This is a genomic window from Actinocorallia sp. API 0066, from assembly GCF_020991275.1.
Taxonomy (GTDB): Bacteria; Actinomycetota; Actinomycetes; order Streptosporangiales; family Streptosporangiaceae; genus Actinocorallia.
In genome coordinates this window covers 447,653-473,662 of sequence record NZ_JAJLQY010000004.1, presented here as the reverse complement: position 1 = coordinate 473,662, position 26,010 = coordinate 447,653, and the positions used below count along the sequence as shown (strand labels likewise).

Here is a 26,010-nt window from a genome sequence, read left to right as displayed (position 1 = left end):
AAAAAGGCCCGCGTCCCGAGGAGATAGGGGCGGGCCTTTTCGGGGCGGTCAGAGGGTGATGCCGAGGAGGGTGTCGGTGAGGGACTGGATTTGGGTGGGGGAGGAGGGGTCGGGGCCTTCGGTGGTGGACCAGCGGTCGAGGGCGGCCAGGGCGGTGGGGGCGTCGAGGTCGGCGGCCAGGGCGGCGCGGACTTCGGCGGCGACCGGGGCGGCGGGTGGGGCGGTGGGGCGGGTGACGGCCGCGCGCCAGCGGGCGAGGCGGGCGGCGGCCTCGTCCAGGTGCGGAGCGGTCCATTCCCAGTCGGTGCGGTAGTGGTGGGCGAGCAGGGCGAGGCGGATCGCCATCGGGTCGGTGCCGGCCGCGCGGAGCTTCGACACGAACACCAGGTTGCCGCGCGACTTGGACATCTTCTCGCCGTCCAGGCCGACCATGCCCGCGTGCACATACGTCTTGGCGTGCGGCGCCTCACCCGTCGCGGCCTGCGCGTGCGACGCGCTGAACTCGTGGTGCGGGAACGTCAGGTCGCTGCCGCCGCCCTCGACGTCGAAGCCCATGCCGAGGTGGCGGATCGAGATCGCCGAACACTCGATGTGCCAGCCGGGCCGCCCCACCCCGAACGGCGACTCCCAGCCGGGCTCGCCGGGCCGCCGCGCCAGCCACAGCAGCGCGTCCAGCGGATCCTTCTTGCCGGGACGGGCCGGGTCGCCGCCGCGCTCGGCGAACAGCGGCAGCATCTCGGCCGCCGAGAGCCCGCTCACCTCGCCGAACCGCGGATCGGCCGTGACGGGGAAGTACAGGTCGCCGTCGAGCTCGTAGGTGAGCCCGGCGGACTTCAACTCGGCGATCATCTCGATGATCATCGGGATGGCCTCGACGGCGCCCACGTACTGGTCGGGCGGCAGGACCCGCAGCGCCTCCATGTCGGTGCGGAACAGCTCGATCTCCCGCTCGGCGAGGTCGCGCCAGTCCACCCCGATGGCCCGCGCCCGCTCCAGCAGCGGGTCGTCCACGTCGGTGGCGTTCTGCACGTAGTGGACGTCGTGGCCGAGGTCCCGCCACACCCGGTTCACCAGGTCGAACGCCAGATAGGTGCTGGCGTGCCCGAGGTGGGTGGCGTCGTAGGGGGTGATGCCGCACACGTACATGCGGGCTGTCGGCCCGGGGGCCGTCGCCTTCACCGCGCGGGTGGCGCTGTCGTACAGGCGAAGGGCCGGACCTGGACCGGCCAGGCCCAGATCGGACAGACGGGGGACCCGGGGAGCTGACCAGGAACGCATGACGCCACCTTACCGGTGGGTCAGGAGAAGCGGATCAGACGGGAGGTTCCATGCCACGGCGCCGCAGATACCGCTCGAACTCGCGGGCGATGGACTCGCCCGTCGCCTCGGGCAGCTCGGTGGCGTCCTTGGCCTCCTCCAGGGTCCGCACGTAGTCGGCGACCTCGCTGTCCTGCTCGGCGAGCTCGTTGACGCCGTCCTCCCAGGCGCGGGACTGCTCGGGCAGCTCGCCGAGCGGCACCGTGACGTCCAGGATGTCCTCGACGCGGCGCAGCAGCGCCAGCGTCGCCTTCGGGTTGGGCGGCGAGGACACGTAGTGCGGGACCTGAGCCCACAGCGCGACCGTCTCGACGCCGCCGGCCTCCAACCTGTCCTGCAGGACGCCGAGGATGCCGGTGGGGCCCTCGTAGGTGGACGGCTCGAACGACAGGTCGTCGCCGAACACGGCGCCGCCCCCGGTGCCCGACCCCGACACCGGCACCGGCCTGGTGTGCGGGGCGTCGGCGAGCAGCGCGCCGAGCAGCACCGCGGCGCGCACGCCGAGCCGGGCGAGGTAGTCGGTGAGCTCACGGCAGAAGCCGCGCCACCGCATGTTCGGCTCGATCCCGTGCAGCAGCACGACATCGCGGCCCGACTCCAGCCGGGCGACGAAGATCCGGGTGGTCGGCCACACGATGGTGCGGCGTTCGCCGTCGCGCTCGACCCGGGGCCTGGTCACCTGGAAGTCGTAGTAGTCCTCCGGGTCGATCTCGGCGATCTGCCGGGCGCCCCAACTCTGCGCGAGGTGGGCGATGACGCCGCTCGCGGCCTCACCCGCGTCGTTCCACCCTTCGAAGGCGGCGACCAGCACGGGGCGCTCCAGCTCGGGCACGGAATCGAGTTCGAGCACACGGCCTCCCACCGGGACGACGGTCGACGATCCAGCCGGATCATGGTCAAGTCCAGCCTACGTCCTGGGCAACCCCTACCCATACGACGACGGGTCATCCCTGTGCGGTAGGGATGAGATGATCCGCTTTCTCCGTCACTTACCGTCTGTGGTGTGGACGATGAGAACGTCCACCGGAGACTTGTGGGAGAGGTTGGCGGGCACCGAGCCGAGGATGCGTCCGGCGAGGCTGTTCAGGCCCCGGTTGCCGACGACGACGAGGTCGACGGCCTGCTCCCGGGTGACCGAGGTGAGCACGTCGACGGCGTCGCCCTCACGCGCCACCTCGACGATCTCCTTGGCCCCGGCGGCGACCGCGCGGTCGCGGGCGGCGCGCAGCACGTCCTCGGCGGGCGTGGAGCCCTGCACCTTGTAGGCGAGGTCACCGAGCCGGTCGGCGGCCTCCAGGCGCTCCCGCTCGGGCATCGGGTGGTAGGCCGACACGAGGACCAGCTTCGCTCCGGTGTCCGCGGCGAGCCCTGCGGCCCTGTCCACGGCCCGGAGGGACGAGGCCGAGCCGTCGGTGCCGACGAGAATGGACCGGTACGTCATGGGGGGTGCTCCTTACCAGTCGGTAGTTGTTCGGGGAACGCTACTAAGACGGCGGGCGTTCCCGCCATGCCCAGAGGTCCCGATCACTCTCCGCCAACACCGTCCGAAGGCCCGGTGAACGTCCACGGGCGGGCTCCCGAACGCGGCGGGGACGGGTCGGTGGCCGCGCGGTTCTTGGCATAGTCTTGGTACACGTGACTCTCCAGGCGCTTGCTTTTGACCTCGACGGCACCCTCATCGACTCCGAGCCGGTCTGGCACGCCGCCGAACGTGAGGTGATGGCGTGGCTCGGCGGCCCGTGGGGCACCGAGCACGAGCAGATCACCCTGGGCGGCTCCCTGTACGGCACGTCCCGGTACATGATCGACCTCGCGGGCGCCGACGTCCCGGTCGAGGTGGTGGGCCGCCGGATGCTGGACTTCATGGTGCTGAACCTGCCGACGGAGCTGGAGATCATCCCGGGCGCCAAGCAGCTCCTCACCGAGGCGGCGGCGCAGGGCGTCCCGGTGGCGTTGGTCACGTCGACGTTCCGTGAGCTCGCCGAGATCGCGATCGACGCGCTCGGCCGCGACCTGTTCGCCGTGACGATCACCGGCGATGAGGTCGATCACACCAAGCCGCACCCCGACCCCTACCTGAAGGCGTGCCGCCTGCTGGGCGCCGAGCCCGGCCGGACGGTCGCGCTGGAGGACTCCCCGACGGGCGTCGCCGCCGCCGAGGCCGCGGGCTGCCGGGTCGTCGCGATCCCCAACGTCGTCCCGATCCCGGACGGCCCGTCCCGTACCGTCGTCCCGGCCCTCACCGAACTGAGCCTGGACAGGCTGCGGTCCCTGGTACCGCCCTCCTGAGCCCCCCAAACCTCCTCAGGGCCCGAACCCTCCTTCGGGAGGAGGGCCGAACCGGCTTCCCCGTGTGACTATGGAAGGGAGTCGAGGCTACGGGAGGCCGACATGAGCGATGCGCTGCTGTTCACGGTGAGCCTTGCCGTGACCGTCCTGGGGCTGCTGGCCAGCTGGCGGGTCGGCCGGGGGCGCGGCGCGGCCTCGGGGCTGCGCGGCGCCGCCTGGTCGCTGGTGCCGCTCGGTTTCTACCTGACGGGTCTGACGGGGTTCCTGGCGTCCCTGGTGTTCAGTCCCGCCAAGTGGGCGGGCGTTGTGGTGCTGGCCCTGGCCGGTGTGCTGTACGTGGTGTCGGGGGTGCGGCTGCGCTCCTCGGCGGGCAGGCCCGGCAGGGCGGGCAGGACGGGCGGTGCGCACGGGGGCGAGCCCCGGCGGGCCGGGGCGGGCGCGCAGCCGCCCGCGGTCGGGGGCGCCGCGCGCAGGCCCGCGCCGCCGATCGACGACGAGATGGCCGAGATCGAGGAGATCCTGCGCCGCAGGGGCATCTGACGCCCGTCCGCGCCACCGGGCGCTGCCCGGCATGTCCGTAAATCAGGCCCGTCCCGCTGGGGCGGGCCTTCTTTGTGCCCCGGCATAGCTCCAGCCTTATAGGTAATTGGTATGACCTCCTGATGGGGTCTCGTACCACGGCTGAACTGGTGCTCCGTCCACATATTCTTCGGCGGGTCGCACCTCCGTGCGCCGGGTGACATCGCCTGGGGACTCAGAACGATAAATCTTCATGGGGTCGGGCCGCCGCCGTGCGGTTCATATCGGATGCACGTATAACATCTCACCGCGCGTCCGAAATTGACGAAGACTTCATGGAACGTTCCGCTTCCGCCGAAGGGCCCGTCGGCCGGATGCGTCATGGGGCGGCAACTTTCTGTGCAACAAGCCGCCCCACGTGCCCGGAGGCCGCCACACCCGCCGGTACAAGGGGCACGTACACCGCTACGCGGAGTCGCGGTGTCCAGGTGGCGAGGAAGGAACGTGCGTGACCGCGCCGATCGAAGTTTCGAAGGGTGAGGCCGAGGCCCATCCCGAGGACGTCCTCAAGGGCGTCGGCACCCAGGCGATCCAGGGCCGCTCGCTCGGCCGGATCGCCTGGCTGCGGCTCAAGCGCGACAGGGCGGCGCTCGGCGGGGCCGTCGTCATCGCGCTGCTGATCCTCCTGGCGGCCTTCGGCCCGTTCTTCCTGCAGGACCCGAACGCCTACCACCAGGACCTGATCGACCCGACGATGCAGCGGCCCAAGGACGGCTTCCTGCACTCGGGCATCAGCTGGGAGCACTGGTTCGGGGTCGAGCCGACGACGGGCCGCGACATGCTGTCCCGGATCGTGCTCGGCGCCCGGATCTCGCTGATCGTCGCGTTCCTCGCGACGCTCGTGTCGGTCACCATCGGCACCGTGCTCGGTGTCGTCGCGGGCTACTTCGGCGGCTGGGTCGACACCGTGATCAGCCGGGCCATGGACGTGTTCCTGGCGTTCCCGCTGCTGCTGTTCGCGATCGCGCTCGTCGGCGTCGTCCCGGACGACATGCTGGGGCTGCGCGGCAACGGCCTGCGCGTCGGCGTCCTGGTGTTCGTCATCGGGTTCTTCTCCTGGCCCTACATCGGCCGGATCGTGCGCGGCCAGACCCTGTCGCTGCGCGAGCGCGAGTTCGTGGACGCCTCCCGCAGCCTCGGCGCGGGCCACGGCCACGTGCTGTTCAAGGAGCTGCTGCCCAACCTGCTCGCGCCGATCATCGTGTACACGACGCTGCTGATCCCCACGAACATCCTGTTCGAGGCGGCCCTGTCGTTCCTGGGCGTGGGCGTGATCCCGCCGATGCCGTCGTGGGGCGGGATGCTCAGCCTCGCGGTGCCGACGTACCAGAACACGCCGTTCTTCATGATCATCCCCGGTCTCGCCATCTTCGTGACGGTGATGGCCTTCAACCTGCTCGGGGACGGGCTGCGCGACGCGCTCGATCCCCGGGCCCGGTGACCCCCATGGGTCGTGTGTTCCCTGCCAGTTCCCAGAGAGGTGCGCTCAGCACAATGAACAAGATCAAGATCGGCGCGTCGCTCGCCGCGTGCGCCGTGCTCGCCGCCGGGCTGACCGCCTGCGGCGGGGACTCGGAGTCGTCGGGCGGGACGACCTCCACCGCCGCCTACAACGCCGCGAACACCTCGGTCCTCAACCCGTCCGACAAGCAGGGCGGCGAGCTGCGGTTCGCGATGTCGAGCGACTGGGACTCCCCGGACCCGGGCGACACGTACTACGCCTTCTCCTGGAACTTCTCCCGCTACTACGCCCGCACCCTGGTGACGTTCAAGAACGCGCCGGGCGCCGAGGGCCAGCAGCTCGTTCCGGACCTCGCCGAGGACCTCGGCAAGGCGTCCAACAACAACAAGACCTGGACGTACAAGCTCCGCGAGGGCGTCAAGTTCTCCGACGGCTCGGAGATCACCGCCCAGGACGTCAAGTACGCGGTCGAGCGGTCGAACTTCACCGACGAGCTCCAGGGCGGCCCGAAGTACTTCGCGCAGTACCTCGTGGACAACGCGGGCGGCTACAAGGGCCCCTACAAGGACAAGGCGCCCGCGGGCCTGAAGTCCATCAAGACCCCGGACAAGTACACGATCGTGTTCAACCTGAACACGCCGTTCGCCGAGTTCGACTACCTGGCCTACATGCCGCAGACCGCGCCGGTCCCGCGCGCCAAGGACAACGGTCTGAACTACAAGAAGAACATCGTGTCTTCCGGCCCATACCAGATCGACTCCTACGACGTCGGCAAGTCGATGAAGCTGTCCCGTAACCCGCACTGGGACGCGGCGACCGACCCCGTCCGCAAGGCGCTGCCCGACACCATCTCGGTCGCGCTGAACCAGGAACAGGACGACATCGACAACAAGCTCATGTCCGGCGCGCTGGACATGGACCTGGCCGCCGGCGGCGTCGGCCCGGCCGCGCAGCCCAAGGTGCTCGGCGGCACCCAGAAGGCCAACAGCGACGCCGCGTCCGGCTCGGCCCTCACCTACATGACGATCGACGGCCGGGTCGCGCCGTTCGACAACATCGCGTGCCGCCGCGCGGTCCAGTACGCGATCGACAAGGTGTCGGTGCAGACGAGCCTCGGCGGCCCGATCTCCGGCGGCGACATCGCCTCGACGGTGCTGCCCCCGACCGTCGTCGGCCACGAGGAGTTCAACAAGTACCCGTCCGCCGGGAACGCCGGCGACCTGGCCAAGGCCAAGGAGCAGCTCACCGAGTGCGGCAAGCCGAACGGCTTCGCCACCAAGCTGACCTACCGCGCCGACCGGCCCAAGGAGGTCGCCGCCGCGGAGTCCATCCAGCAGAGCCTCGGCAAGGCCGGCATCAAGGTCGACCTGAAGGGCTACCCGTCGGGTGACTACTTCACCAAGTACGCCGGCTCGCCCGCGTTCCTCAAGGACAACGGCGTCGGCATGGCCATGATGAAGTGGGCGGCGGACTGGCCGTCGGGCTTCGGCTTCCTCCAGCAGATCCTGGACGGCCGCACCATCAAGCCGACCGGCAACACCAACCTGTCCTCCACCGACCTGCCGAAGATCAACAAGCTGTTCGACAGGTCCACCAAGGAGGGCGACGCCGACGCCCGCAGCAAGATCTACGCGCAGATCGACAACCTGTCCATGGAGAACGCGGACGTCGTCCCGCTGACCTACTCCGTGCAGCTGCTGTACCGGCCGGCCAACCTGACCAACGTCGTCGTCTCCGAGTTCCTCGGCGGCCAGTACGACTACGTCAACCTCGGCCTGAAGTAAGGCCGCCGCACACCGCTCGTCATCACCGCAGAAGGCAGGTGAAGGCCGAGTGGTGACCCCGGCCCCCCGCACCGCAGGGGGGTCGGGGTCACCGGGCCGTTCCATCGTGTTCGCATTCATCGTCAGGCGCCTCATGGGCGCGGTCGTCATGCTGGTGATCGTCAGCATGGTCACCTTCGGCATCTTCTTCCAGTTGCCGAAGCTGGCCGGGCAGACCACCGACCAGCTCGCCGCCTCCTATGTCGGCAAGGCCCCCACCGCGGAGGCCATCGCGGACGTCAAGGAACGGCTCGGCCTCGACGACCCCCTCGCCGTCCAGTACGGCAGGTTCGTCAAGGGCGTCTTCACCGGACAGGACTTCAGCAACGGGCCGAGTGTCGAGCACTGCGCCGCGCCCTGCCTCGGCTACTCCTTCCGCACCAACGAACCGGTCCTCCCGACCCTCCTCGACCGGGCCCCCGTGACGCTGTCGCTCGCGGTCGGCGCGTCCCTCATCTGGCTCGTCGCGGGCGTCAGCATCGGCATCCTGTCCGCGCTGCGGCGCGGCACCGTCTTCGACCGGATGGCGATGGCGACGGCCCTGGCGGGCGTGTCCCTGCCGGTGTACTTCACCGGCCTGGTGTCGATGGCCGTGTTCGTCTACACGTTCAGGCTGTGGCCCAACGGGGTTGCCTACAGCGACTTCACCGAGAACCCGGGCCTGTGGGCGTGGAACCTCGTGCTGCCCTGGGTGACGTTGGCGTTCCTGTACGCGGCGACGTACGCGCGGCTCACCCGGTCGCAGATGCTGGAGACCCTCGGTGAGGACTACATCAGGACGGCGCGGGCCAAGGGGCTGCCGGAACGCACCGTGATCGGCAAGCACGCGCTGCGCGCGTCGCTCACCCCGATCGTCACGATCTTCGGCCTGGACCTGGGGCTGCTGCTGGGCGGCGCGGTCCTCACCGAGCAGACGTTCAGCCTGCCGGGCCTGGGCTCCCTGTCGATCCACTCGATCCTGTCGGGCGACCTGCCGATGGTGATGGGCGTGGTGCTGCTGGCGACCGTGTTCATCGTCTTCGCGAGCCTGATCGTGGACATCCTGTACGCCGTCGTCGACCCGAGGGTGAGGCTGGGTTAGTTGAGCACCGTGTACGAACCGTCGGCCGCGCCCGCCGCCACGGCCCGCGCGTTCCTGGAGGTCCGCGACCTGCGGATCCACTTCCCGACCGACGACGGCCTGGTCAGGTCGGTCGACGGCCTGGACTTCACGCTGGAGCGCGGCCAGACCCTCGGCATCGTGGGGGAGTCGGGCTCGGGCAAGTCGGTGACGAGCCTGGGGATCCTCGGCCTGCACCACCGGAAGAACTCCCGGATGTCGGGTGAGATCTGGCTGGACGGCCGGGAGCTGGTCGGCGCGGACCCGGACGACGTCCGGCGGCTGCGCGGCAGGGCGATGGCGATGATCTTCCAGGATCCGCTGTCGTCGATGCACCCGTTCTACACGATCGGCGCGCAGATCATCGAGGCGTACCGGATCCACAACGCGGTGTCGAAGAGGGTCGCGCGCAAGCACGCGATCGACATGCTCGGCCGCGTCGGCATCCCCACCCCCGACAAACGCGTGGACGACTACCCGCACCAGTTCTCCGGCGGCATGCGGCAGCGCGCGATGATCGCGATGGCCCTGTCGTGTGACCCGGAACTGCTCATCGCCGACGAGCCGACCACGGCCCTGGACGTGACGGTGCAGGCGCAGATCCTGGACCTGCTGCGCGACCTCCAGCAGGAGTTCAACTCGGCCATCATCATGATCACGCACGATCTCGGTGTCGTCGCCGAGCTGTCGGACCGGATCATGGTGATGTACGGCGGCCGCTCGATCGAGCAGGGCACCGTGGAGGAGCTGTTCCACTCCCCGCAGCACCCCTACACGTGGGGCCTGCTCGGCTCGATGCCGCGGCTGGACCGGGACCGCACGGACCGGCTGATGCCGGTGAAGGGCTCGCCGCCGTCGCTCATCAACCTGCCGTCGGGCTGCGCGTTCCATCCGCGCTGCCCGCACGCGCAGGGCCCGGGCAGCCCGTGCACGACGGTCCGTCCCGAACTGGTCGCGACCGCCGCGCACAGCGGCCACCGCGTCGCCTGCCACCTGTCCCCCGAGCAGCGCCTGGACATCTGGGAGAACCAGATCAGGCCGAACCTCTGAGGTGAGTTCATTGAGTTCCACGCCGCTGCTGGAGGTCACCGGGCTCCAGAAGCACTTCCCGGTGCACGCGGGTCTGCTGCGCCGCCAGGTCGCCGCGGTCAAGGCGGTCGACGGTGTGTCGTTCTCGGTCGCCAAGGGCGAGACGCTCGGGCTGGTGGGGGAGTCGGGCTGCGGCAAGACCACCACCGGCCGGATGATCATGCGGCTGCTCGACCCGACGGCCGGGAGCATCACGTTCGAGGGCCGGGAGATCTCGCGGCTCAGCCAGGGCAGGATGCGCCCGCTGCGCCGCGACATCCAGATGATTTTCCAGGATCCGTACTCGTCGCTGAACCCGCGCAAGACCGTCGGGTCGATCGTGGGCGCGCCGTTCCACCTGCAGGACATCAAGACCGAACACGGGGTGAAACGGGCCGTCCAGGAACTCCTGGAACTGGTCGGGCTGAACCCGGAGCACTACAACCGGTACCCGCACGAGTTCTCCGGCGGGCAGCGGCAGCGCATCGGGATCGCCCGCACCCTCGCGCTCAAGCCGAAGCTGATCGTGGCGGACGAGCCCGTGTCGGCGCTGGACGTGTCGATCCAGGCGCAGGTCGTCAACCTGCTGGAGGACCTCCAGAACGAACTCGGCCTGACCTATGTCGTCATCGCGCACGACCTGTCGGTGGTCCGCCACATCTCCGACCGGGTCGCGGTGATGTACCTGGGCCGGATGGTCGAGATCGCCGACCAGGCCGACCTGTACACCCGGCCGCAGCACCCGTACACCAAGGCGCTGCTGTCGGCCGTGCCGGTCCCGGACCCGGCGGCGCGCAAGGAGCGGGAGCGGATCCGGCTCACGGGCGACGTGCCGTCGCCGCTGAACCCGCCGCCGGGCTGCCCGTTCCACCCGCGGTGCTGGAAGGCGCAGCCGAAGTGCGCGACCGAGGTTCCGGTGCTCTCCGAGCGCACGCCGGGACGCAGCGTGGCCTGCCACTTCCCGGAGGACTGACCCGGGACGGTCCCGGGACGCCGGGACACAACTCCATAAAGAGTTTGCTGTTACAGGAGAATGTCCCGATCATCACCATGGGGGCCGGACGGCCTTCGTCACGGGATCTCCTGAGGAGCAACTGTTACGGCGCGCACGCTCGCGGCGCTGCCGGGTGAGAACGGACATGAGGTGTGAAACACGCCTTATGTCCGTTCTTTGTCATGGTCTCATCCGTTTTCGGTCTCGCGGATGTCACGATGCGGAAACGAGGGCTGGCGTCCCGTCGGCCACGCGGCGACTGTGCTTCACGACAGAGTTCGAGGGCAGTCCCGTGCTGCGTGGAGGTTCGTGAGCGTGACCGCGCCGATCAAGGTGTCCGGGTCCGACTTCGAGGCCCAGCCTGAGCAGGTACTCAAAGGCGTGGGCAAGGCGATCCAAGGCAGGTCGCTGTGGCAGATCGCCTGGCTCCGGCTGAAACGCGACAGGGTCGCGGTCGGCGGCGGCGTCACCATCGTCGTCCTCGTGCTCGCCGCGATCGTCGGCCCGTGGTTCCTGCCCGACCCCGACGTCTACAACCAGGAACTCATCGACACGACGATGCTGCGGCCCAAGGAAGGCTGGCTGCACTCGGGCATCAGCTGGGACCACCTGCTCGGCGTCGAGCCGACCACCGGCCGCGACATGTTCGCGCGGATCCTCGTGGGCGCGCGGGTGTCGCTGCTGGTCGCGGTCGCCGCGACCGCCCTGTCGATGACGATCGGCGTCATCCTCGGCGGCCTCGCCGGATACTTCGGCGGGTTCGTCGACACCGTCGTCAGCCGGTTCATGGACGCGCTCCTGGCGTTCCCGCTGCTGCTGTTCGCGATCGCGCTCGTCGGGATCCTGCCGACCGACGTGTACGGCCTGTCCGGCAACCCCCTGAAGATCACCGTGCTGGTGTTCATCATCGGGTTCTTCAACTGCCCCTACATCGGCAGGATCGTGCGCGGCCAGACCCTGTCGCTGCGCGAACGCGAGTTCGTCGACGCGGCGCGGAGCATGGGCGCGAGCCACTTCCACATCTACTTCCGCGAGGTGCTGCCGAACCTCGTCGCGCCGATCATCGTGTACTCGACGCTGCTGATCCCGACGAACATCCTGTTCGAGGCCTCGCTGTCGTTCCTGGGCGTCGGCGTGAACCCGCCGATGCCGTCGTGGGGCGGCATGCTCAGCCAGGCCGTGCAGACGTACCAGAACACGCCGCTGTTCATGGTGATCCCCGGCCTCGCGATCTTCGTCACGGTGCTGGCCTTCAACCTCCTGGGGGACGGGCTGCGTGACGCGCTCGACCCCCGTTCCCGCTAACGGCCCCGGCCGCTGGCCAAACCCCTACCCCCCGAGAAAACAGGAAGAGGTAACCCGGCTGATGACCAGGTTCAAAGCGATCGTCGCGACAGCGGTGGCGCTGACGCTGGCCGCGGGCTTGTCCGCGTGCGGAGGCGACGGCGACGGCGACTCGTCGGAGACGTCCCCGGCCAACACCGCCCTGACGGCGCTGGCCAACCCGTCCGACAAGAAGGGCGGCACGCTCCGGTTCGGCAGCTCCGACGACTGGGACTCGCCGGACATGGGCAATACGTATTACGCCTTCTCCCAGAACTTCGGCCGCCTGTACGGACGTGCCCTCACCACGTTCAACTCCGCGCCCGGCAAGACCCTGGAGCTGGTCCCGGACCTGGCCGAGAGCCTCGGCGAGGTGAGCGAGGACGGCCTCACCTGGACGTACAAGATCCGCAAGGGCGTCAAGTACTCCGACGGCACCGAGGTCACCGCCAAGGACGTCAAGCACGCCGTCGAGCGGTCCAACTACACGGCCGAGCTGACCGAGGGCCCCAAGTACTTCAAGGGCTACCTGAAGGACAACGAGGAGCCCTACAAGGGCCCCTACGACGACAAGTCCGAGACGGGCCTCGAAGCGATCGAGACCCCCGACGACCACACGATCGTCTTCCACCTGAACCAGCCGTTCGCGGAGTTCGACTTCCTGGTCCAGATGCAGACGCAGCCTGTGCCCAAGGCCAAGGACAACGGCCTGGAGTACCAGAAGAACATCCTTTCCACCGGCCCGTACAAGATCGACACCTACGAGCGCGGCAAGGTCATGAAGCTGTCCCGCAACGAGCACTGGGACCCGGCGACCGACCCGCTGCGCGCGGACAAGGCGCTGCCGGACAACATCGAGGTCACCCTCAAGATCAACCCCGATGACCTCGACAACCGCCTCATGTCGGGCGCGCTCGACATCGACATCATGGGCACCGGCGTGCAGCAGGCCGCGCAGCCGAAGATCCTCGGCAACCAGGCGAACCTCGCCAACTCCGACAACGCCATCGCGGGCTTCCTGCGCTACATCGGCGTCAACCCGAACGTGAAGCCGTTCGACAACGTGCACTGCCGCCGCGCCGTCGCCTACGCGATGGACAAGGTCGGCGCGCAGACCGGCCACGGCGGCCCCGTCGCGGGCGGCGACATCGCCACGACGATCCTCCCGCCGGGCGTCACCGGCTACAAGGAGGCCAACCGCTACCCGTCGGGCGCCGACAACCACGGCGACATCGAGAAGGCCAAGCAGGAACTCACCGAGTGCGGCCAGCCGAACGGCTTCAAGACGACGCTGACGGCACGCTCGGACCGGCCCAAGGAGGTCGCCGCGGCGACCGCGATCCAGGCGGGGCTGAAGAAGGTCGGCATCGAGGTCGAGATCAAGCAGGTCCCGGCCGGTGACTACTTCGGCCGCTACGCCGGTTCCCCGAAGTGGATCCGGAACAACAACGCGGGTCTCCTGTCGATGGCGTGGGCGGCGGACTGGCCGTCCGGCTACGGCTTCCTGTCGCAGATCGTCGACGGCCGCACCATCCGCGACGGCGGCAACACCAACATCCAGGAGACCCGGCTCCCCGAGGTCGACAAACTCCTGGACGACGCGGCCAAGAACACCGACCCGGCCGCCCGCACCGCCATGTACACCAAGATCGACGAGCTGGTGATGGAGGACGCGACGATCGTGCCGCTCCTGTACGCCAAGATCCTGCTGTACCGGCCGCCGAACGTCACCAACCTCACCATCACCGAGGGCTACGGCGGCATGTACGACTACCTGAACCTCGGCGTCAAGTAACCGCCTGCCGGACGTGCACTAGAAGGTAGGTGAGAGGCCGTTTCGCCGGACCCGTCCCCTCCGGGCGGGTCCGGCGGTTGGCCGCAGACCGTGCTGTCATTCATCATCCGCCGCTTCCTCGGGGCGATGGCCATGCTGGTCGTCAGCAGCATCGTCACCTTCGGCATCTTCTTCGTCCTGCCGAAGCTCGCCGGGCAGACCACCGACCAGCTCGCCGCGACCTACGCGGGCAAGGCCCCGACCCAGCAGGCCATCGACGACATCAAGGTCAGGCTCGGCCTGGACGAGCCGATCGCCGTGCAGTACGCCAGGTTCGTCGAGGGCGTCTTCGTCGGCAAGGAGTTCGACAACGGCCCCAGCGAGATCTGGTGCCCGCCCCCGTGCCTCGGCTACTCCTTCACCACCAACGAGCCCGTCCTCCCGAAACTCCTCGACCGGGCCCCGGTGACCCTGTCGCTCGCGCTCGGCGCGTCGGTCCTGTGGGTCGTCACCGGCGTCGGCATCGGCGTGCTGTCGGCGCTGCGGCGCGGCAGCGTCTTCGACCGGGCCGCGATGGTGACGGCGCTCGCGGGCGTGTCGCTGCCGATCTACTTCACCGGTCTCGTGTCGCTCGCGGTGTTCGCCTACGGGCTCGGCCTGTGGCCCACGGGCGTCCGGTACGTCCCGTTCACCGAGAACCCCGTGGACTGGGCCTACAACCTCATCCTCCCGTGGGTGACCCTGTCGTTCCTGTACGCCGCCCTGTACGCCCGGCTGACCCGCGCCGGGATGCTGGAGACCCTCGGCGAGGACTACATCCGCACCGCCCGCGCCAAGGGCCTGCCGGAGCGGACCGTCATCACCCGGCACGCGCTGCGCGCCTCGCTCACCCCGATCCTCACCGTGTTCGGCCTGGACCTGGGCCTGCTGCTGGGCGGCGCCGTCCTCACCGAGAGCACGTTCGGGTTCGCCGGGCTCGGCGCGCTGTCCATCCAGTCGATCTTCACCGGCGACCTGCCGATGGTGATGGGCGTGGTGCTGCTGGCCACCCTGTTCGTGGTGCTGCTGAACTTCCTGGTGGACGTCCTGTACGCGGTGGTGGACCCGAGAGTGAGGCTGTCGTGAGCGAACCGGTGAAGGACACCTCCGGCGGCTCCCCGTTCCTCGACGTCCGGGACCTGCGCATCCACTTCCCGACCGACGACGGCCTCGTCAGGTCCGTCGACGGCCTGTCGTTCACGTTGGAGCGCGGCCGGACCCTCGGGATCGTCGGGGAGTCGGGCTCGGGCAAGTCCGTGACGAGCCTCGGCATCCTCGGCCTGCACCACCGCAGGAACGCCCGCGTTTCGGGCGAGATCTGGCTCGACGGCAAGGAGCTCGTCGGCGCGGACCCCGACGACGTCCGGCGGCTGCGCGGCCGCCACATGGCGATGATCTTCCAGGACCCGCTGTCGTCGATGCACCCGTTCTACACGATCGGCGCGCAGATCATCGAGGCGTACCGGATCCACAACGCGGTGTCGAAGAAGGTCGCGCGCAAGCACGCGATCGACATGCTCGGCCGGGTCGGCATCCCCACGCCGGACAAGCGGGTGGACGACTACCCGCACCAGTTCTCGGGTGGCATGCGGCAGCGCGCGATGATCGCGATGGCCCTGTCGTGTGACCCGGAGCTGCTCATCGCGGACGAGCCGACCACGGCCCTGGACGTCACCGTGCAGGCGCAGATCCTGGACCTGCTGCGCGACCTCCAGCGCGAGTTCGACTCCGCCATCATCATGATCACCCACGATCTCGGGGTCGTCGCCGAACTCGCCGACGACGTGCTCGTCATGTACGGCGGCCGCTGCGTCGAGTACGGGGCGGTGGACGACATGTTCCACCGGCCGCTGCACCCCTACACGTGGGGGCTGCTCGGGTCGATGCCGCGCCTGGACCGGGCCCGCACGGAACGGCTCATGCCGGTGAAGGGCGCGCCGCCGTCGCTCATCAACCTGCCGTCCGGGTGCGCGTTCCATCCGCGCTGCGCCTACGCCGACCGGACGGGCGGCCGCAGCCAGACCGAGGTGCCGGAGCTGCGGGTGGAGCCGGAGACGACCCACCGGGCCGCCTGCCACCTCGACGTCGCCGAGCGCCGCCGCGTCTGGGAGACAGAGATCGGGCCGAAGCTGTGAGGGAGAGCATGGAGACCGACGCCGTGAAGGCAGCCGAACCCGCCGCGCCCGCCGCGTCGCCCGCGCCCGGCGGCGGGGAAGGCCCGCTGCTGGAGGTCACCGGCCTGCGCAAGTACTTCCCGGTGCACGCGGGCCTGATGCGCCGCCAGGTCGCCACGGTCAAGGCGGTCGACGGTGTGTCGTTCTCCGTCGACCGGGGCCGGACGCTCGGCCTGGTGGGGGAGTCGGGCTGCGGCAAGACCACCACCGGCCGGATGATCATGCGGCTCGAGGACCCGACGGCGGGCAGCATCCGCTTTGAGGGCCGGGAGATCGCGACGCTCAGGCAGAGCCGCCTGCGCCCGCTGCGCCGCGACATCCAGATGATCTTCCAGGACCCGTACTCGTCGCTGAACCCCCGCAAGACCGTCGGGTCGATCGTGGGCGCGCCGTTCCACCTGCAGGACATCAAGACCGAACACGGGGTGAAACGGGCCGTCCAGGAACTCCTGGAACTGGTCGGTCTGAACCCGGAGCACTACAACCGGTACCCGCACGAGTTCTCCGGCGGGCAGCGGCAGCGCATCGGCATCGCGCGGACGCTGGCGCTCAAGCCGAAGCTGATCGTGGCGGACGAGCCGGTCTCGGCGCTGGACGTGTCGATCCAGGCGCAGGTCGTCAACCTGCTGGAGGACCTCCAGAACGAACTCGGGCTGACGTATGTCGTCATCGCGCACGACCTCTCGGTGGTGCGGCACATCTCCGACCGGGTCGCCGTCATGTACCTGGGCCGGATCGTGGAGATCGCCGACCAGGCCGACCTGTACACCCGGCCCAAGCACCCCTACACGAAGGCGCTGCTGTCGGCCGTGCCGGTCCCGGACCCGGCGGCCCGGGACGGCAGGGAGCGGATCCGGCTCACCGGAGACGTGCCGTCGCCGCTGAACCCGCCGCCCGGCTGCCCGTTCCATCCGCGCTGCTGGAAGGCACAGGACCGGTGCAAGGTGGAGGAACCGGCCCTCGCGGATGAGGCGGGCGGTACGCCGGGCCACGCCGTCGCCTGCCACTTCCCCGAACCGGCGCCCGAAGCCGCGCCCGTACCGTGAACGGACGTCGTCGGGTTAGCCGGGCGCGGTAGCCCCGGTCCGGGTCTCCTCCTCCAGGAGGGGGCCCGGTTCGGCATCCCGGAGGGGGCGGGCATGGTGCGGGTGGCCCTACCGTGAGGGGGTGACCACCCGTATCCGCGAGCTGAGAGCCTGGACGAGCCGCCATCCGGAGGCGGCCGACGGGGTTCTCGCGCTGGCGCTGACCGTGCTGACCCTCGTCGACCTGTCGGGAGCCAGGAACACCGGCGAGTTCACCGCCCCCAGCACCCTGTCCTACACCGTCACGATCTCCCTGACCGGGCTGATGGTCGTGCGGCAGCGGTTCCCCGTCGCCGTCCTCCTGCTGGCGCTGCTCGGCCAGACCTATCTCGGTCTGACGCACCGCGAGCCGTCCGGCGACCTCGTCGCGTTCCTCATCGCCGTCTACTCCGTCGCCGCCTACCGGCCGCTCGCCCGCAGCTTCCTCGCGGGCGCCACCGCGTTCACCGTGTCGGCGTTCCTCATGGCCGTCGCCTCACCCCGCCCGCCCGCCGTCCTCATCGCCCTCTACCTGGCGCTGATCGCGACGGTCTGGTGGGCGGGCCGCTCCACCCGGCTGCGCCGCTCCTACCTCACCGAGCTTGAGGACAGGGCGGCCCGCCTGGAGAAGGCCAGGTTCGCCGACGCCCGCACCGCGCGCGTCGAGGAGCGGTCCCGGATCGCGCGGGAACTGCACGACGTCGTCGCCCACCACGTCAGCGTCATGACCGTCCAGGCGGGCGCGGCCCGCCGCGTCATGGCCAAGGACCCCGAGTCCGCGCGGGAGGCCATCGAGACGATCGAGCAGGTCGGCCGGACCGCGCTGTCGGAGATGCGCAGGATCGTCGGGGTGCTGCGGACCGACCGGGACACCGTCGCGCCCGGTCACGAACTGTCCCCCCAGCCCGGCGTCGAGGACCTGTCCGGCCTCATCGAACAGGTCCGCGAAACCGGCCTCGACGTGCAACTCGACGTCGCCGGCGAATCCCGCCGCCTGTCCACCGGCGTGGACCTCGCCGCCTACCGGCTCATCCAGGAGGCCCTCACCAACAGCCTCAAACACGCGGGCCCGCACGCCCGCGCCTGGGTCCGCGTCAACTACGGCGACCGGAACCTGACCGTCGAGATCACCGACGACGGCCGCGGCGTCCTGGACTCCTCGGCCGGCACGTCGTCCGGGCACGGCCTGGTGGGCATGCGGGAGCGCGTCGCCCTCTACGGTGGTGAACTGCGGATAGGCCCCCGCACCGGCGGCGGCTTCCAGGTCCGCGCGAGCTTCCCCCTGGAGGTATGACTTGAGCACGGCGGCCACCCGGATCCTGCTGGTCGACGACCAGCCGCTACTGCGGGCCGGATTCCGGCTGATCCTGCAGGCCGAACCCGACCTCACCGTCGTCGGCGAGGCGGCCGACGGCGCGGCGGCGGTCGAGGCGACCCGCTCGCTCCTGCCCGACGTCGTCCTCATGGACATCCGCATGCCCGGCGTCGACGGCATCGAGGCGACCCGCAGGATCGTCCGGGACGGGGCAGCGGCCCACAACCCGCGGGTCCTCATCCTCACCACCTTCGACCTCGACGAGTACGTCATCGAAGCGGTCCGCGCCGGCGCGTCCGGCTTCCTGCTGAAGGACGCGCCGCCCGAGGACCTCGTCGCGGCCATCCGGATCGTCGCCGACGGCGACGCGCTCATCGCGCCGAGCGTCACCCGCCGCCTCATCGACACCTACGCGTCCCGGCTGCCCGCCGTCCGCGACGAGGGCCCGCCGCCCGGCCTCGACCACCTCACCGAACGGGAACGCGAAGTCCTCGGGCAGGTCGCGCGCGGCCTGTCCAACGCCGAGATCGCCCGCGAACTCGTCGTGTCGGAGACCACCATCAAAACGCACGTCGGGAACGTCCTGGCCAAACTCGGGTTGCGTGACCGCGTCCAGGCCGTCGTCTACGCCTACGAGACGGGCGTCATCCGCCCCGGCGGCGGCTGAACAGGACATACCGGGACACCCCGCCGCGAGCGGGCCGCATCCCTGAGACCGGCGGGGGACCGGCCTCGGGGACACCCCTCCTTCAGGGGGAGGACCGGCCCCGTCCTCCTCCTGCGGCGGGGGGAGCGGCAAGCCCGTCCCCACGACCGATCCGCCGGAGCGCCGAAATCCCTACGGTAGTGACATACCTCAGTCCGTACCGTTCCGGGAGACCCCGTGCCGCACACCGCCACCCAGCCCCCCGCACCCACCGGCGACCTCGCCGCGCGCGTCCTGCACGTCACGAAGTCCTACGGCAGCGGAGACGCCGAGGTGAGGGCGCTCGACGACGTCACCACAGGCGTGCCACGCGGCCGGTTCACCGCGGTGATGGGCCCCTCCGGCTCCGGCAAGTCCACCCTCATGCACTGCATGGCCGGCCTGGACTCCGTCACCTCCGGCCAGGTGTTCATCGGCGACACCGACCTCACCGGCCTCGACGACAAACGCCTCACCCGCCTACGCCGCGACAAGATCGGGTTCGTGTTCCAGGCGTTCAACCTCGTGCCGACCCTGACCGCGCTGGAGAACATCACACTCCCGCTCGACATCGCCGGCCGCAAACCCGACAAGGAATGGCTCGACCGCGTCATCGACACCGTCGGCCTGCGGCCACGCCTCAAGCACCGCCCGTCCGAGCTGTCCGGCGGCCAACAGCAGCGCGTCGCCTGCGCCCGCGCCCTCGTCTCCCGGCCCGAGATCATCTTCGCGGACGAGCCGACCGGCAACCTCGACTCCCGCTCCGGCGCCGAAGTCCTCTCGTTCCTGCGGTCCTCCGTCCGCGAGATGGGCCAGACCATCGTCATGGTCACCCACGACCCCGCCGCCGCCGCCTACTCCGACGAAGTGATCTTCCTGCAGGACGGCAAGATCGTCGGGACCATGCCCGAGCCGACCGCCGACAAGGTCCTCGAGCGCATGAAGGGCTTCGAGCTGCCGGAGGTCGTCACCCGATGATGACCAAAGTCACCCTCCGCAACCTCGCCGCCCACAAGATCCGCCTCGTCCTGACCGCCCTGTCGGTCATCCTCGGCGTCGCGTTCGTGTCCGGCACCCTCATCTTCACCGACACCGCCAACAAGTCCTTCGACACCCTCTTCACCGACCTGTACGCCAACACCGACGTCGCCGTCCGCGCCAAACCCGCCATCGAAGGCAGCGACGACGACGCCGTCACCGCCATCGCCATCAGCGAGGACCTCAAGGAACGCGTCGCCGCCGTCCCCGGCGTCAAGGAGGCACGCGGCGAGGTCAACGGGTTCGCCGCCCTCATCAACAAGGACGGCGACCTCATCGGCGGCGGCGGACCGCCCCAACTCGGCCTCGCCTGGAACGGCGACCAGGCCACACCCCTCATCGAAGGCAAGGCACCCGCCAAGGCCGGCGAGGTCGCCCTCGGCGAACGCACCGCCGAACTCGCCGAAGCCAAGATCGGCGACCAGGTGCGCATCGCCGTCCGCGGCGGCCAGGAGACCGCCACCGTCACCGGCATCGCCTCCGGCGACGACCTCGGCGTCACCTTCGTCTTCTTCGACCTGGCCACCGCCCAGAAACTCCTGCTGAAGCCCGGCCAACTCTCCCTCATCGTCATCCAGGGCGACGGCAGCGCCTCCCAGCAGGACCTCGCCGCCCGCGTCGCACCCCTCCTGCCCGCCGAACTCGAAGCCGTCACCGGCGACAAACTCTCCGAGGAGACCCGCAGCGACGTCGACGGCGCCCTCAGCGTCCTGCGCAACTTCCTCCTCGCCTTCGCGATCGTCTCGATCGTCGTCGGATCCTTCAACATCTTCAACACCTTCTCGATGCTCATCGGCCAACGCACCCGCGAACTCGCGCTGCTCCGCGCCGTCGGCGCCTCCCGTCGCCAGGTCACCACCGCCGTCCTCGGCGAAGCCGTCGCCGTCGGCGTCATCGGCTCCACCCTCGGCCTCCTCGTCGGCGCCGGCATCGCCGCACTCCTCAAGGTCGTGTTCGCCGCCCAGGGCCTCGAACTCGGCGGCGACCTCGCCATCACCCCCGCCGCCGTGATCATGTCCTACACGGTCGGTGTCCTCGTCACCTGCGCCGCCGCCTACTTCCCGGCCCGCCGCGCCGCCAAGATCCCGCCCGTCGCCGCCATGCGCGACGACGTGTCCATCCCGCAGCGCAGCCTGCGCCTGCGCACCATCATCGGCACCGTCCTCGCCGCGCTCGGCGTCGCCGCCCTCGCGCTCGGCCTCTCCGGAACCGGCAGCACCGCCGCCACCTTCAGCCTGCTGGGCATCGGCGTCCTGCTCGTCTGGCTCGCCGCCGCGTTCCTCGCCGCCGTCCTCGGCAAGCCCGTCGTCAAGGTCCTGGCCGCCTGGTACCCGAAGGTGTTCGGCGTCTCCGGCAAACTCGCCCGCGAGAACCCGCAGCGCAACCCGCGCCGCACCGCCGTCACCGCCGTCGCCCTCATGATCGGCCTGTCCCTCGTCACCACCGTCAACGTCATCGCCTCCTCGGCGCGGGCGTCCGTCAACGACCTCATCGACCGCCAGTTCGGCGCCCACTACAACGTCTTCACGATGAGCCCCGGCGGCGTCGAACCCGCCGCCGTCGACGCCGTCCGCGCCGTCCCCGGCATCACGAAGGTCGTGCCGATCGGCTACGAGCAGTTCTCCTTCAACGGCGAGAACCAGAGCTACGCCAGCGGCGAGCCCGCCGACCTCCTCGCCGTCTCCAACGCCAGCGTCAGCGACGGCACCGCCACCACCGGCCCCGACGGCGTCCTCCTCAGCGAGGGCTACGCCAAGGACAACAAACTCAAGGTCGGCGCGGCCGTGCCCGCCGTGTTCGCCGACGGCACCCGCACCCAGCTCAAGGTCACCGGGATCTTCCCCGACTCCGAGGTCCTGCCCTCCATCATCCTCAGCCCCGACCTGTGGCACGCGCACACCGACAAGGCACTCGCCCGCGAGATCGCCGTCAACGCCGCCGACCCCGGACCGCAGACCAAACAGGCACTCGAAGACGCCCTCAAGCCCTACCCCGGCGTCGACGTCATGGACCAGGCGGACCTGAAGGAGATGGTGTCCGGCCAGCTCGACGGATTCCTCGTCTTCTTCACCTTCATGCTGGCCCTGTCCATCGTCATCGCGGTGTTCGGCGTGATCAACACGATCACCCTGTCCGTCACCGAACGGACCCGCGAACTCGGCCTGCTCCGCGCCGTCGGCCTGTCCCGCAGACAGACCCGCCGGATGATCCGCCTCGAATCCGTCGTCATCGCCCTCTTCGGCGGAATCCTCGGCATCGGCCTCGGCCTCGCGTTCGGCATCGCCATCCAACAGGCGATCAAGGACGACATCGCGATCCTCTCCCTGCCCTACGGCTTCATCGTCGCGTGCGTCGTCTTCTCCGCCCTCGTCGGCATCTTCGCCTCCCTCGCCCCCGCCTGGCGGGCCGGACGCATGGACGTCCTCAAAGCCATCGCCACCGAATAACGGCCCAACCCCGTGTGCGGGCCCCGGCGACGAAGCCGGGGCCCGCACCGCGTTTTGCCGTCGCTTGGCCGCCCCGACCGGTTGCCTTGGCCGCCCACGCGGCATCTTTCCCGAAAGGCCAAGATCGGGAGGACCGCGATGATCGACGCAATCGCCCGGAACTGGTGGCTCGTGCTGCTCCGCGGCATCATCGCCATCCTGTTCGGCTTCGTCGCCTGGGTGTGGCCCGGCATCACCGTCCTGGCCCTGGCGATCCTGTTCGGCGCCTACGCGCTCGTCGACGGCGGCACCGCCCTCTACCACGCGATCAAGGGCAACCTGCCCGGACAGTCCCGCGGCTGGCTCGCCGTCACCGGCGTCCTCGGCGTCCTCGCCGGACTCATCGCCCTCATCTGGCCCGCCATCACCGCGTTCATCCTGCTCATCGTCATCGCCTGCTGGGCCATCGCCACCGGCGTCCTGGAGATCATCTCCGCGATCTGGCTGCGCCGCGAGATCGAAGGCGAATGGTGGTACATCACCAGCGGCATCCTGTCCGTCATCTTCGGCGTCCTGCTCCTGGTCTGGCCCGGCGCGGGCGGCCTCGCCCTCATCTGGATCATCGGCCTGTTCGCCATCCTCATCGGCGTCGCCCTCATCTTCGCCGCGTTCCGCCTGCGCAGCCTGCGCCGCCCCGACGAACTCCCCCCACTCCCACCCGTCGTCTGACCCGGGACGACCGCCGGGAGAAACGCCGTGACGCGGCCGTCCGCCACCCTCCCCAGGGGAGGCGGAAGGCCCTACCGCGACCCGTCCCACACCATCAGGTTCTGCAACAACTCCGCCTGCTCCACCGCGTCGTCCAACGCGTGATGCGTGTGCGGCCGCGCCGACAACAACCCCGGCGGCATCTTCCCCTTCACCGAATCCCCGATCTTCGCGCCCGCCCGCGCCGCGTACAACGTCTTCATGTCCAACGCCCGCGCGTGCCCGAACGGCGAACCCCCCTCCGCGAACCGCATGAAATACCAGTACATGAACAACCAGTCGAACCCCAACGGATACGCCGCGAACACCGGCAGCGCCTTCGCCTCCCGCGCCCGCGCCCGCACCCACCGGCCCGCCTCCGACATCGCCTCCACCGGATCCCGCCCCTCCCGCACCAACCGCTCCCGGTCCAACCCGCTCACCGCCGCCGCCTCCGGCACAAAATCCCCGCTGATCGGCCGCAACTCCGCATAGAACGTGTGCTTCACCGGCGGAAACGGCGTGAACACCCGCCCGTCGAACACCCCCGCCACCACCAACGCAAAACTCGACATCGAATACGGCCCCGGCACCGGACCATCGGCTTCCACATCACACGAGAAATAAAGATCAGGCGCGCCCATGACCGCACCGTAGCCGCCCGAACGCCCCCGCGCAGCGGCTTTCGCCCGACACCCCCGCCGCGCCCGTCACAGATCGTCCGAGAACTCCCGCTGCGCCGGCACCACCACCACCGGAGCCGCCTCCGGCAGCGGCGGCACCACACCCCCGAACTCCGGACACCGCACCTTGTGATCACACCAGTCACACAATTTGCCCGGCCGCGGCCGCCACTCACCCGACTCCGTCGCCCGCGCTATCGCCCGCCACAACGCCTCAAGCTTCCGCTCCGTCGCCCGCAGATCCGCCTCATCCGGCGCGTACCGCAACACCTCCCCGTTCCCCAGATACATCAACTGCAACAACGCCGGCACCCGACCCCGCGACCGCCACAACACCAACGCGTAGAACCGCATCTGGAACAGCGCCCGCGCCTCAAAATCCGCGCGCGGCGCCGACCCCGTCTTGTAGTCCACGATCCGGATCTCACCCGTCGGCGCCACATCCACCCTGTCGATGTAACCCCGCAGCTTCAACCCCGACTCCAGCACCGTCTCCACAAAAAGCTCACGATCAGCCGGCTCAAGACGGCGCGGATCCTCCAACCCGAAATAGCTGTCCACCAGCTCGTACGCCCGCGCCAGCCACTCCTGCGGCGCGCCGTCCGCCGCCCCCTCGAACAGCGACGCCAGCTCCGGCTCCCGCGCCACCAACTCCGCCCACTGCGGCTCCAACATCGCCCGCGCCGCCGCCACCGTCCGCTCACCCGCCGGAAGATCAAAAAGCCGCTCCAGCACCGCGTGCACCAACGTGCCCCGCACCGCCGCCGGACTCGGCCGCTCCTCGATCCGATCGATCACCCGAAACCGATACAGCAACGGGCACGTCATGAAATCACCGGCACGCGACGGCGACAGCGAACCGATCACCAGCGGATCGGAACCGGCATCGGACGTCGTCGAGGAGCTCATGGCCAAGAGACTAGGGGAAGGGTACGACGGAACCCGCTCCACCGCTGGCTAGCATCAAGAATGTGAACGACGACAGGCGACCGCCCGGCATCCCCCTCGGCAAGATCCTCGGCGTGCCCCTGTACATCTCCCTCAGCTGGTTCCCCATCGCCCTCCTCATCACCCTGTTCTTCCTCCCCGCCGCCCAACGCGTCGCCCCCCAACCCGCCGCCACCCTCCTGTCCGCCTCCTTCGCCCTCCTGCTCTACCTGTCCGTCCTCATCCACGAACTCGGCCACGCCCTCACCGCCCGCGCCTTCGGCCTCCCCGTCCGCGCCATCGTCCTCCACCTCCTCGGCGGCGTCACCCAACTCGAACGCGAAGCCACCCGCCCCGGCGCCTCCTTCACCATCGCCGTCGCAGGCCCCCTCCTGTCCCTCGGCCTCGGCGGCGCCGGAGCCGCCACCCTCCTCCTCACCCAACCCGGCCCCATCCCCACCCTCCTCCTCCAAGCCCTCACCTTCACCAACCTCGTCGTCGGCGTCTTCAACCTCCTCCCCGGCCTCCCCCTCGACGGCGGCTTCGTCATCCGCGCCCTCGTCTGGAAGATCACCGGCCACGACCGCACCGGCACCGTCGTCGCCGCCCACACCGGCCGCGCCCTCGCCGCCCTCGTCCTCCTCGGCGGCATCTGGCTCGCCACCCGCACCACCACCGGCACCGACTGGATCACCATCGCCTGGTCCGCCTTCCTCGCCTCCTTCATGTGGATCGCCGCCACCCAGTCCCTACGCGCCGAACGCCTCCGCGACCGCCTCCCCCTCCTCACCGCCCGCCGCCTCGCCCGCCGCGCCGCCGCCGTCACCGCCGACACCCCCCTCACCGTCGCCCTCCACCACGCCCAAACCCAAGGCGCAGGCGCCCTCATCATCATCGACGGCCACGGCCGCCCCACCGCCCTCGTCAGCGAACACGCCGCCCAAGCCGTCCCCGAACCCCGCCGCCCCTGGACCACCGCAGGCGAAGTAGCCCGCGGCCTCGACGCCGCCACCACCCTCTCCGCCGACATCACCGGCGAAGACCTCCTCCGCGCCGTCCAACACTCCGGCGCCACCGAACACCTCCTCCTCGAACCCGGCGGCGAGATCTACGGCGTCCTGTCCGCCACCGACCTCCACCACACCCTCACCACCACCTGACCCCGCCCCCGACCGGCCCGAAGA

23 protein-coding genes are annotated in these 26,010 nt (G+C 69.8%); 18 read left to right on the top strand and 5 right to left on the bottom strand.

The features are described from left to right. Nucleotides 1-48: 48 nt before the first annotated feature. From mshC to LO762_RS13120, 3 genes are all read right to left on the bottom strand, one after another. Nucleotides 49-1,278, bottom strand: a complete 1,230-nt coding sequence (gene mshC / locus LO762_RS13130) for a cysteine--1-D-myo-inosityl 2-amino-2-deoxy-alpha-D-glucopyranoside ligase (RefSeq protein WP_230614889.1) — start codon at nucleotides 1,276-1,278, stop codon at nucleotides 49-51. A gap of 34 nt (nucleotides 1,279-1,312) precedes the next feature. After that, complete coding sequence (locus LO762_RS13125) at nucleotides 1,313-2,167, bottom strand: PAC2 family protein (RefSeq protein WP_230614888.1); 855 nt, start codon at nucleotides 2,165-2,167, stop codon at nucleotides 1,313-1,315. A gap of 135 nt (nucleotides 2,168-2,302) precedes the next feature. Continuing rightward, nucleotides 2,303-2,758, bottom strand: a complete 456-nt coding sequence (locus LO762_RS13120) for a universal stress protein (protein WP_230614887.1) — start codon at nucleotides 2,756-2,758, stop codon at nucleotides 2,303-2,305. A gap of 194 nt (nucleotides 2,759-2,952) precedes the next feature. On the opposite strand from LO762_RS13120, the gene LO762_RS13115 reads away from it, so the two are divergent. The 17 genes from LO762_RS13115 (at nucleotide 2,953) to LO762_RS13035 (ending at nucleotide 23,198) form a co-directional block, all read left to right on the top strand. After that, a complete protein-coding gene (locus tag LO762_RS13115) occupies nucleotides 2,953-3,606 on the top strand; it encodes an HAD family phosphatase (protein WP_230614886.1) in 654 nt (217 codons plus the stop codon). A 102-nt stretch (nucleotides 3,607-3,708) separates the two neighbouring features. After that, nucleotides 3,709-4,146, top strand: coding sequence for a hypothetical protein (locus tag LO762_RS13110; RefSeq protein WP_230614885.1), 438 nt, complete (start codon nucleotides 3,709-3,711; stop codon nucleotides 4,144-4,146). A gap of 487 nt (nucleotides 4,147-4,633) precedes the next feature. Beyond that, nucleotides 4,634-5,626, top strand: a complete 993-nt coding sequence (locus LO762_RS13105) for an ABC transporter permease (protein ID WP_230614884.1) — start codon at nucleotides 4,634-4,636, stop codon at nucleotides 5,624-5,626. A gap of 53 nt (nucleotides 5,627-5,679) precedes the next feature. Beyond that, nucleotides 5,680-7,431, top strand: a complete 1,752-nt coding sequence (locus tag LO762_RS13100; RefSeq protein WP_230614883.1) for an ABC transporter substrate-binding protein — start codon at nucleotides 5,680-5,682, stop codon at nucleotides 7,429-7,431. Between the two features lie 106 nt (nucleotides 7,432-7,537). Next, nucleotides 7,538-8,551, top strand: coding sequence for an ABC transporter permease (locus LO762_RS13095; RefSeq protein ID WP_230614882.1), 1,014 nt, complete (start codon nucleotides 7,538-7,540; stop codon nucleotides 8,549-8,551). Further along, nucleotides 8,552-9,619 (top strand): ABC transporter ATP-binding protein, encoded by a 1,068-nt coding sequence (locus LO762_RS13090; protein WP_230614881.1) that lies wholly within the window; start codon nucleotides 8,552-8,554, stop codon nucleotides 9,617-9,619. Nucleotides 9,620-9,629: 10 nt separating this feature from the next. Beyond that, nucleotides 9,630-10,610: an ABC transporter ATP-binding protein gene (locus LO762_RS13085; RefSeq protein WP_255685656.1), complete on the top strand. Its 981-nt coding sequence runs from the start codon at nucleotides 9,630-9,632 to the stop codon at nucleotides 10,608-10,610. A gap of 336 nt (nucleotides 10,611-10,946) precedes the next feature. Next, the gene (locus tag LO762_RS13080; protein WP_230614986.1) at nucleotides 10,947-11,936 is read left to right on the top strand and encodes an ABC transporter permease; all 990 of its coding nucleotides are present in this window, start codon (nucleotides 10,947-10,949) and stop codon (nucleotides 11,934-11,936) included. Between the two features lie 61 nt (nucleotides 11,937-11,997). Continuing rightward, on the top strand, nucleotides 11,998-13,749 hold the full coding sequence (locus tag LO762_RS13075; RefSeq protein ID WP_230614879.1) for an ABC transporter substrate-binding protein: 1,752 nt from the start codon (nucleotides 11,998-12,000) through the stop codon (nucleotides 13,747-13,749). 90 nt (nucleotides 13,750-13,839) lie between these two features. Next, nucleotides 13,840-14,853 (top strand): ABC transporter permease, encoded by a 1,014-nt coding sequence (locus LO762_RS13070; protein WP_230614878.1) that lies wholly within the window; start codon nucleotides 13,840-13,842, stop codon nucleotides 14,851-14,853. Then, complete coding sequence (locus tag LO762_RS13065) at nucleotides 14,850-15,902, top strand: ABC transporter ATP-binding protein (RefSeq protein ID WP_230614877.1); 1,053 nt, start codon at nucleotides 14,850-14,852, stop codon at nucleotides 15,900-15,902. Before LO762_RS13070 ends, LO762_RS13065 begins: the two co-directional genes overlap by 4 nt. Before the next feature lie 8 nt (nucleotides 15,903-15,910). Further along, the gene (locus LO762_RS13060) at nucleotides 15,911-16,987 is read left to right on the top strand and encodes an ABC transporter ATP-binding protein (protein WP_304523643.1); all 1,077 of its coding nucleotides are present in this window, start codon (nucleotides 15,911-15,913) and stop codon (nucleotides 16,985-16,987) included. 121 nt (nucleotides 16,988-17,108) lie between these two features. Next, nucleotides 17,109-18,299, top strand: coding sequence for a sensor histidine kinase (locus tag LO762_RS13055; RefSeq protein WP_230614876.1), 1,191 nt, complete (start codon nucleotides 17,109-17,111; stop codon nucleotides 18,297-18,299). Nucleotide 18,300: 1 nt separating this feature from the next. Next, a complete protein-coding gene (locus LO762_RS13050; protein ID WP_230614875.1) occupies nucleotides 18,301-18,987 on the top strand; it encodes a response regulator transcription factor in 687 nt (228 codons plus the stop codon). 216 nt (nucleotides 18,988-19,203) lie between these two features. Beyond that, nucleotides 19,204-19,983, top strand: a complete 780-nt coding sequence (locus LO762_RS13045) for an ABC transporter ATP-binding protein (RefSeq protein ID WP_374201554.1) — start codon at nucleotides 19,204-19,206, stop codon at nucleotides 19,981-19,983. Next, entirely contained in the window at nucleotides 19,980-22,490 is a 2,511-nt protein-coding gene (locus tag LO762_RS13040) for an ABC transporter permease (RefSeq protein WP_230614874.1), read from the top strand. The genes LO762_RS13045 and LO762_RS13040 overlap by 4 nt, the downstream gene beginning before the upstream one ends. A gap of 138 nt (nucleotides 22,491-22,628) precedes the next feature. Then, nucleotides 22,629-23,198: an HdeD family acid-resistance protein gene (locus tag LO762_RS13035; protein ID WP_230614873.1), complete on the top strand. Its 570-nt coding sequence runs from the start codon at nucleotides 22,629-22,631 to the stop codon at nucleotides 23,196-23,198. A 71-nt stretch (nucleotides 23,199-23,269) separates the two neighbouring features. On the opposite strand, the gene LO762_RS13030 is transcribed toward LO762_RS13035, so the two are convergent. Continuing rightward, a complete protein-coding gene (locus LO762_RS13030; RefSeq protein WP_230614872.1) occupies nucleotides 23,270-23,860 on the bottom strand; it encodes an exonuclease in 591 nt (196 codons plus the stop codon). Between the two features lie 66 nt (nucleotides 23,861-23,926). Further along, nucleotides 23,927-24,808, bottom strand: coding sequence for a RecB family exonuclease (locus tag LO762_RS13025; RefSeq protein ID WP_230614871.1), 882 nt, complete (start codon nucleotides 24,806-24,808; stop codon nucleotides 23,927-23,929). 62 nt (nucleotides 24,809-24,870) lie between these two features. On the opposite strand from LO762_RS13025, the gene LO762_RS32530 reads away from it, so the two are divergent. After that, nucleotides 24,871-25,986, top strand: a complete 1,116-nt coding sequence (locus tag LO762_RS32530; RefSeq protein WP_308103813.1) for a M50 family metallopeptidase — start codon at nucleotides 24,871-24,873, stop codon at nucleotides 25,984-25,986. Nucleotides 25,987-26,010 lie beyond the last annotated feature (24 nt).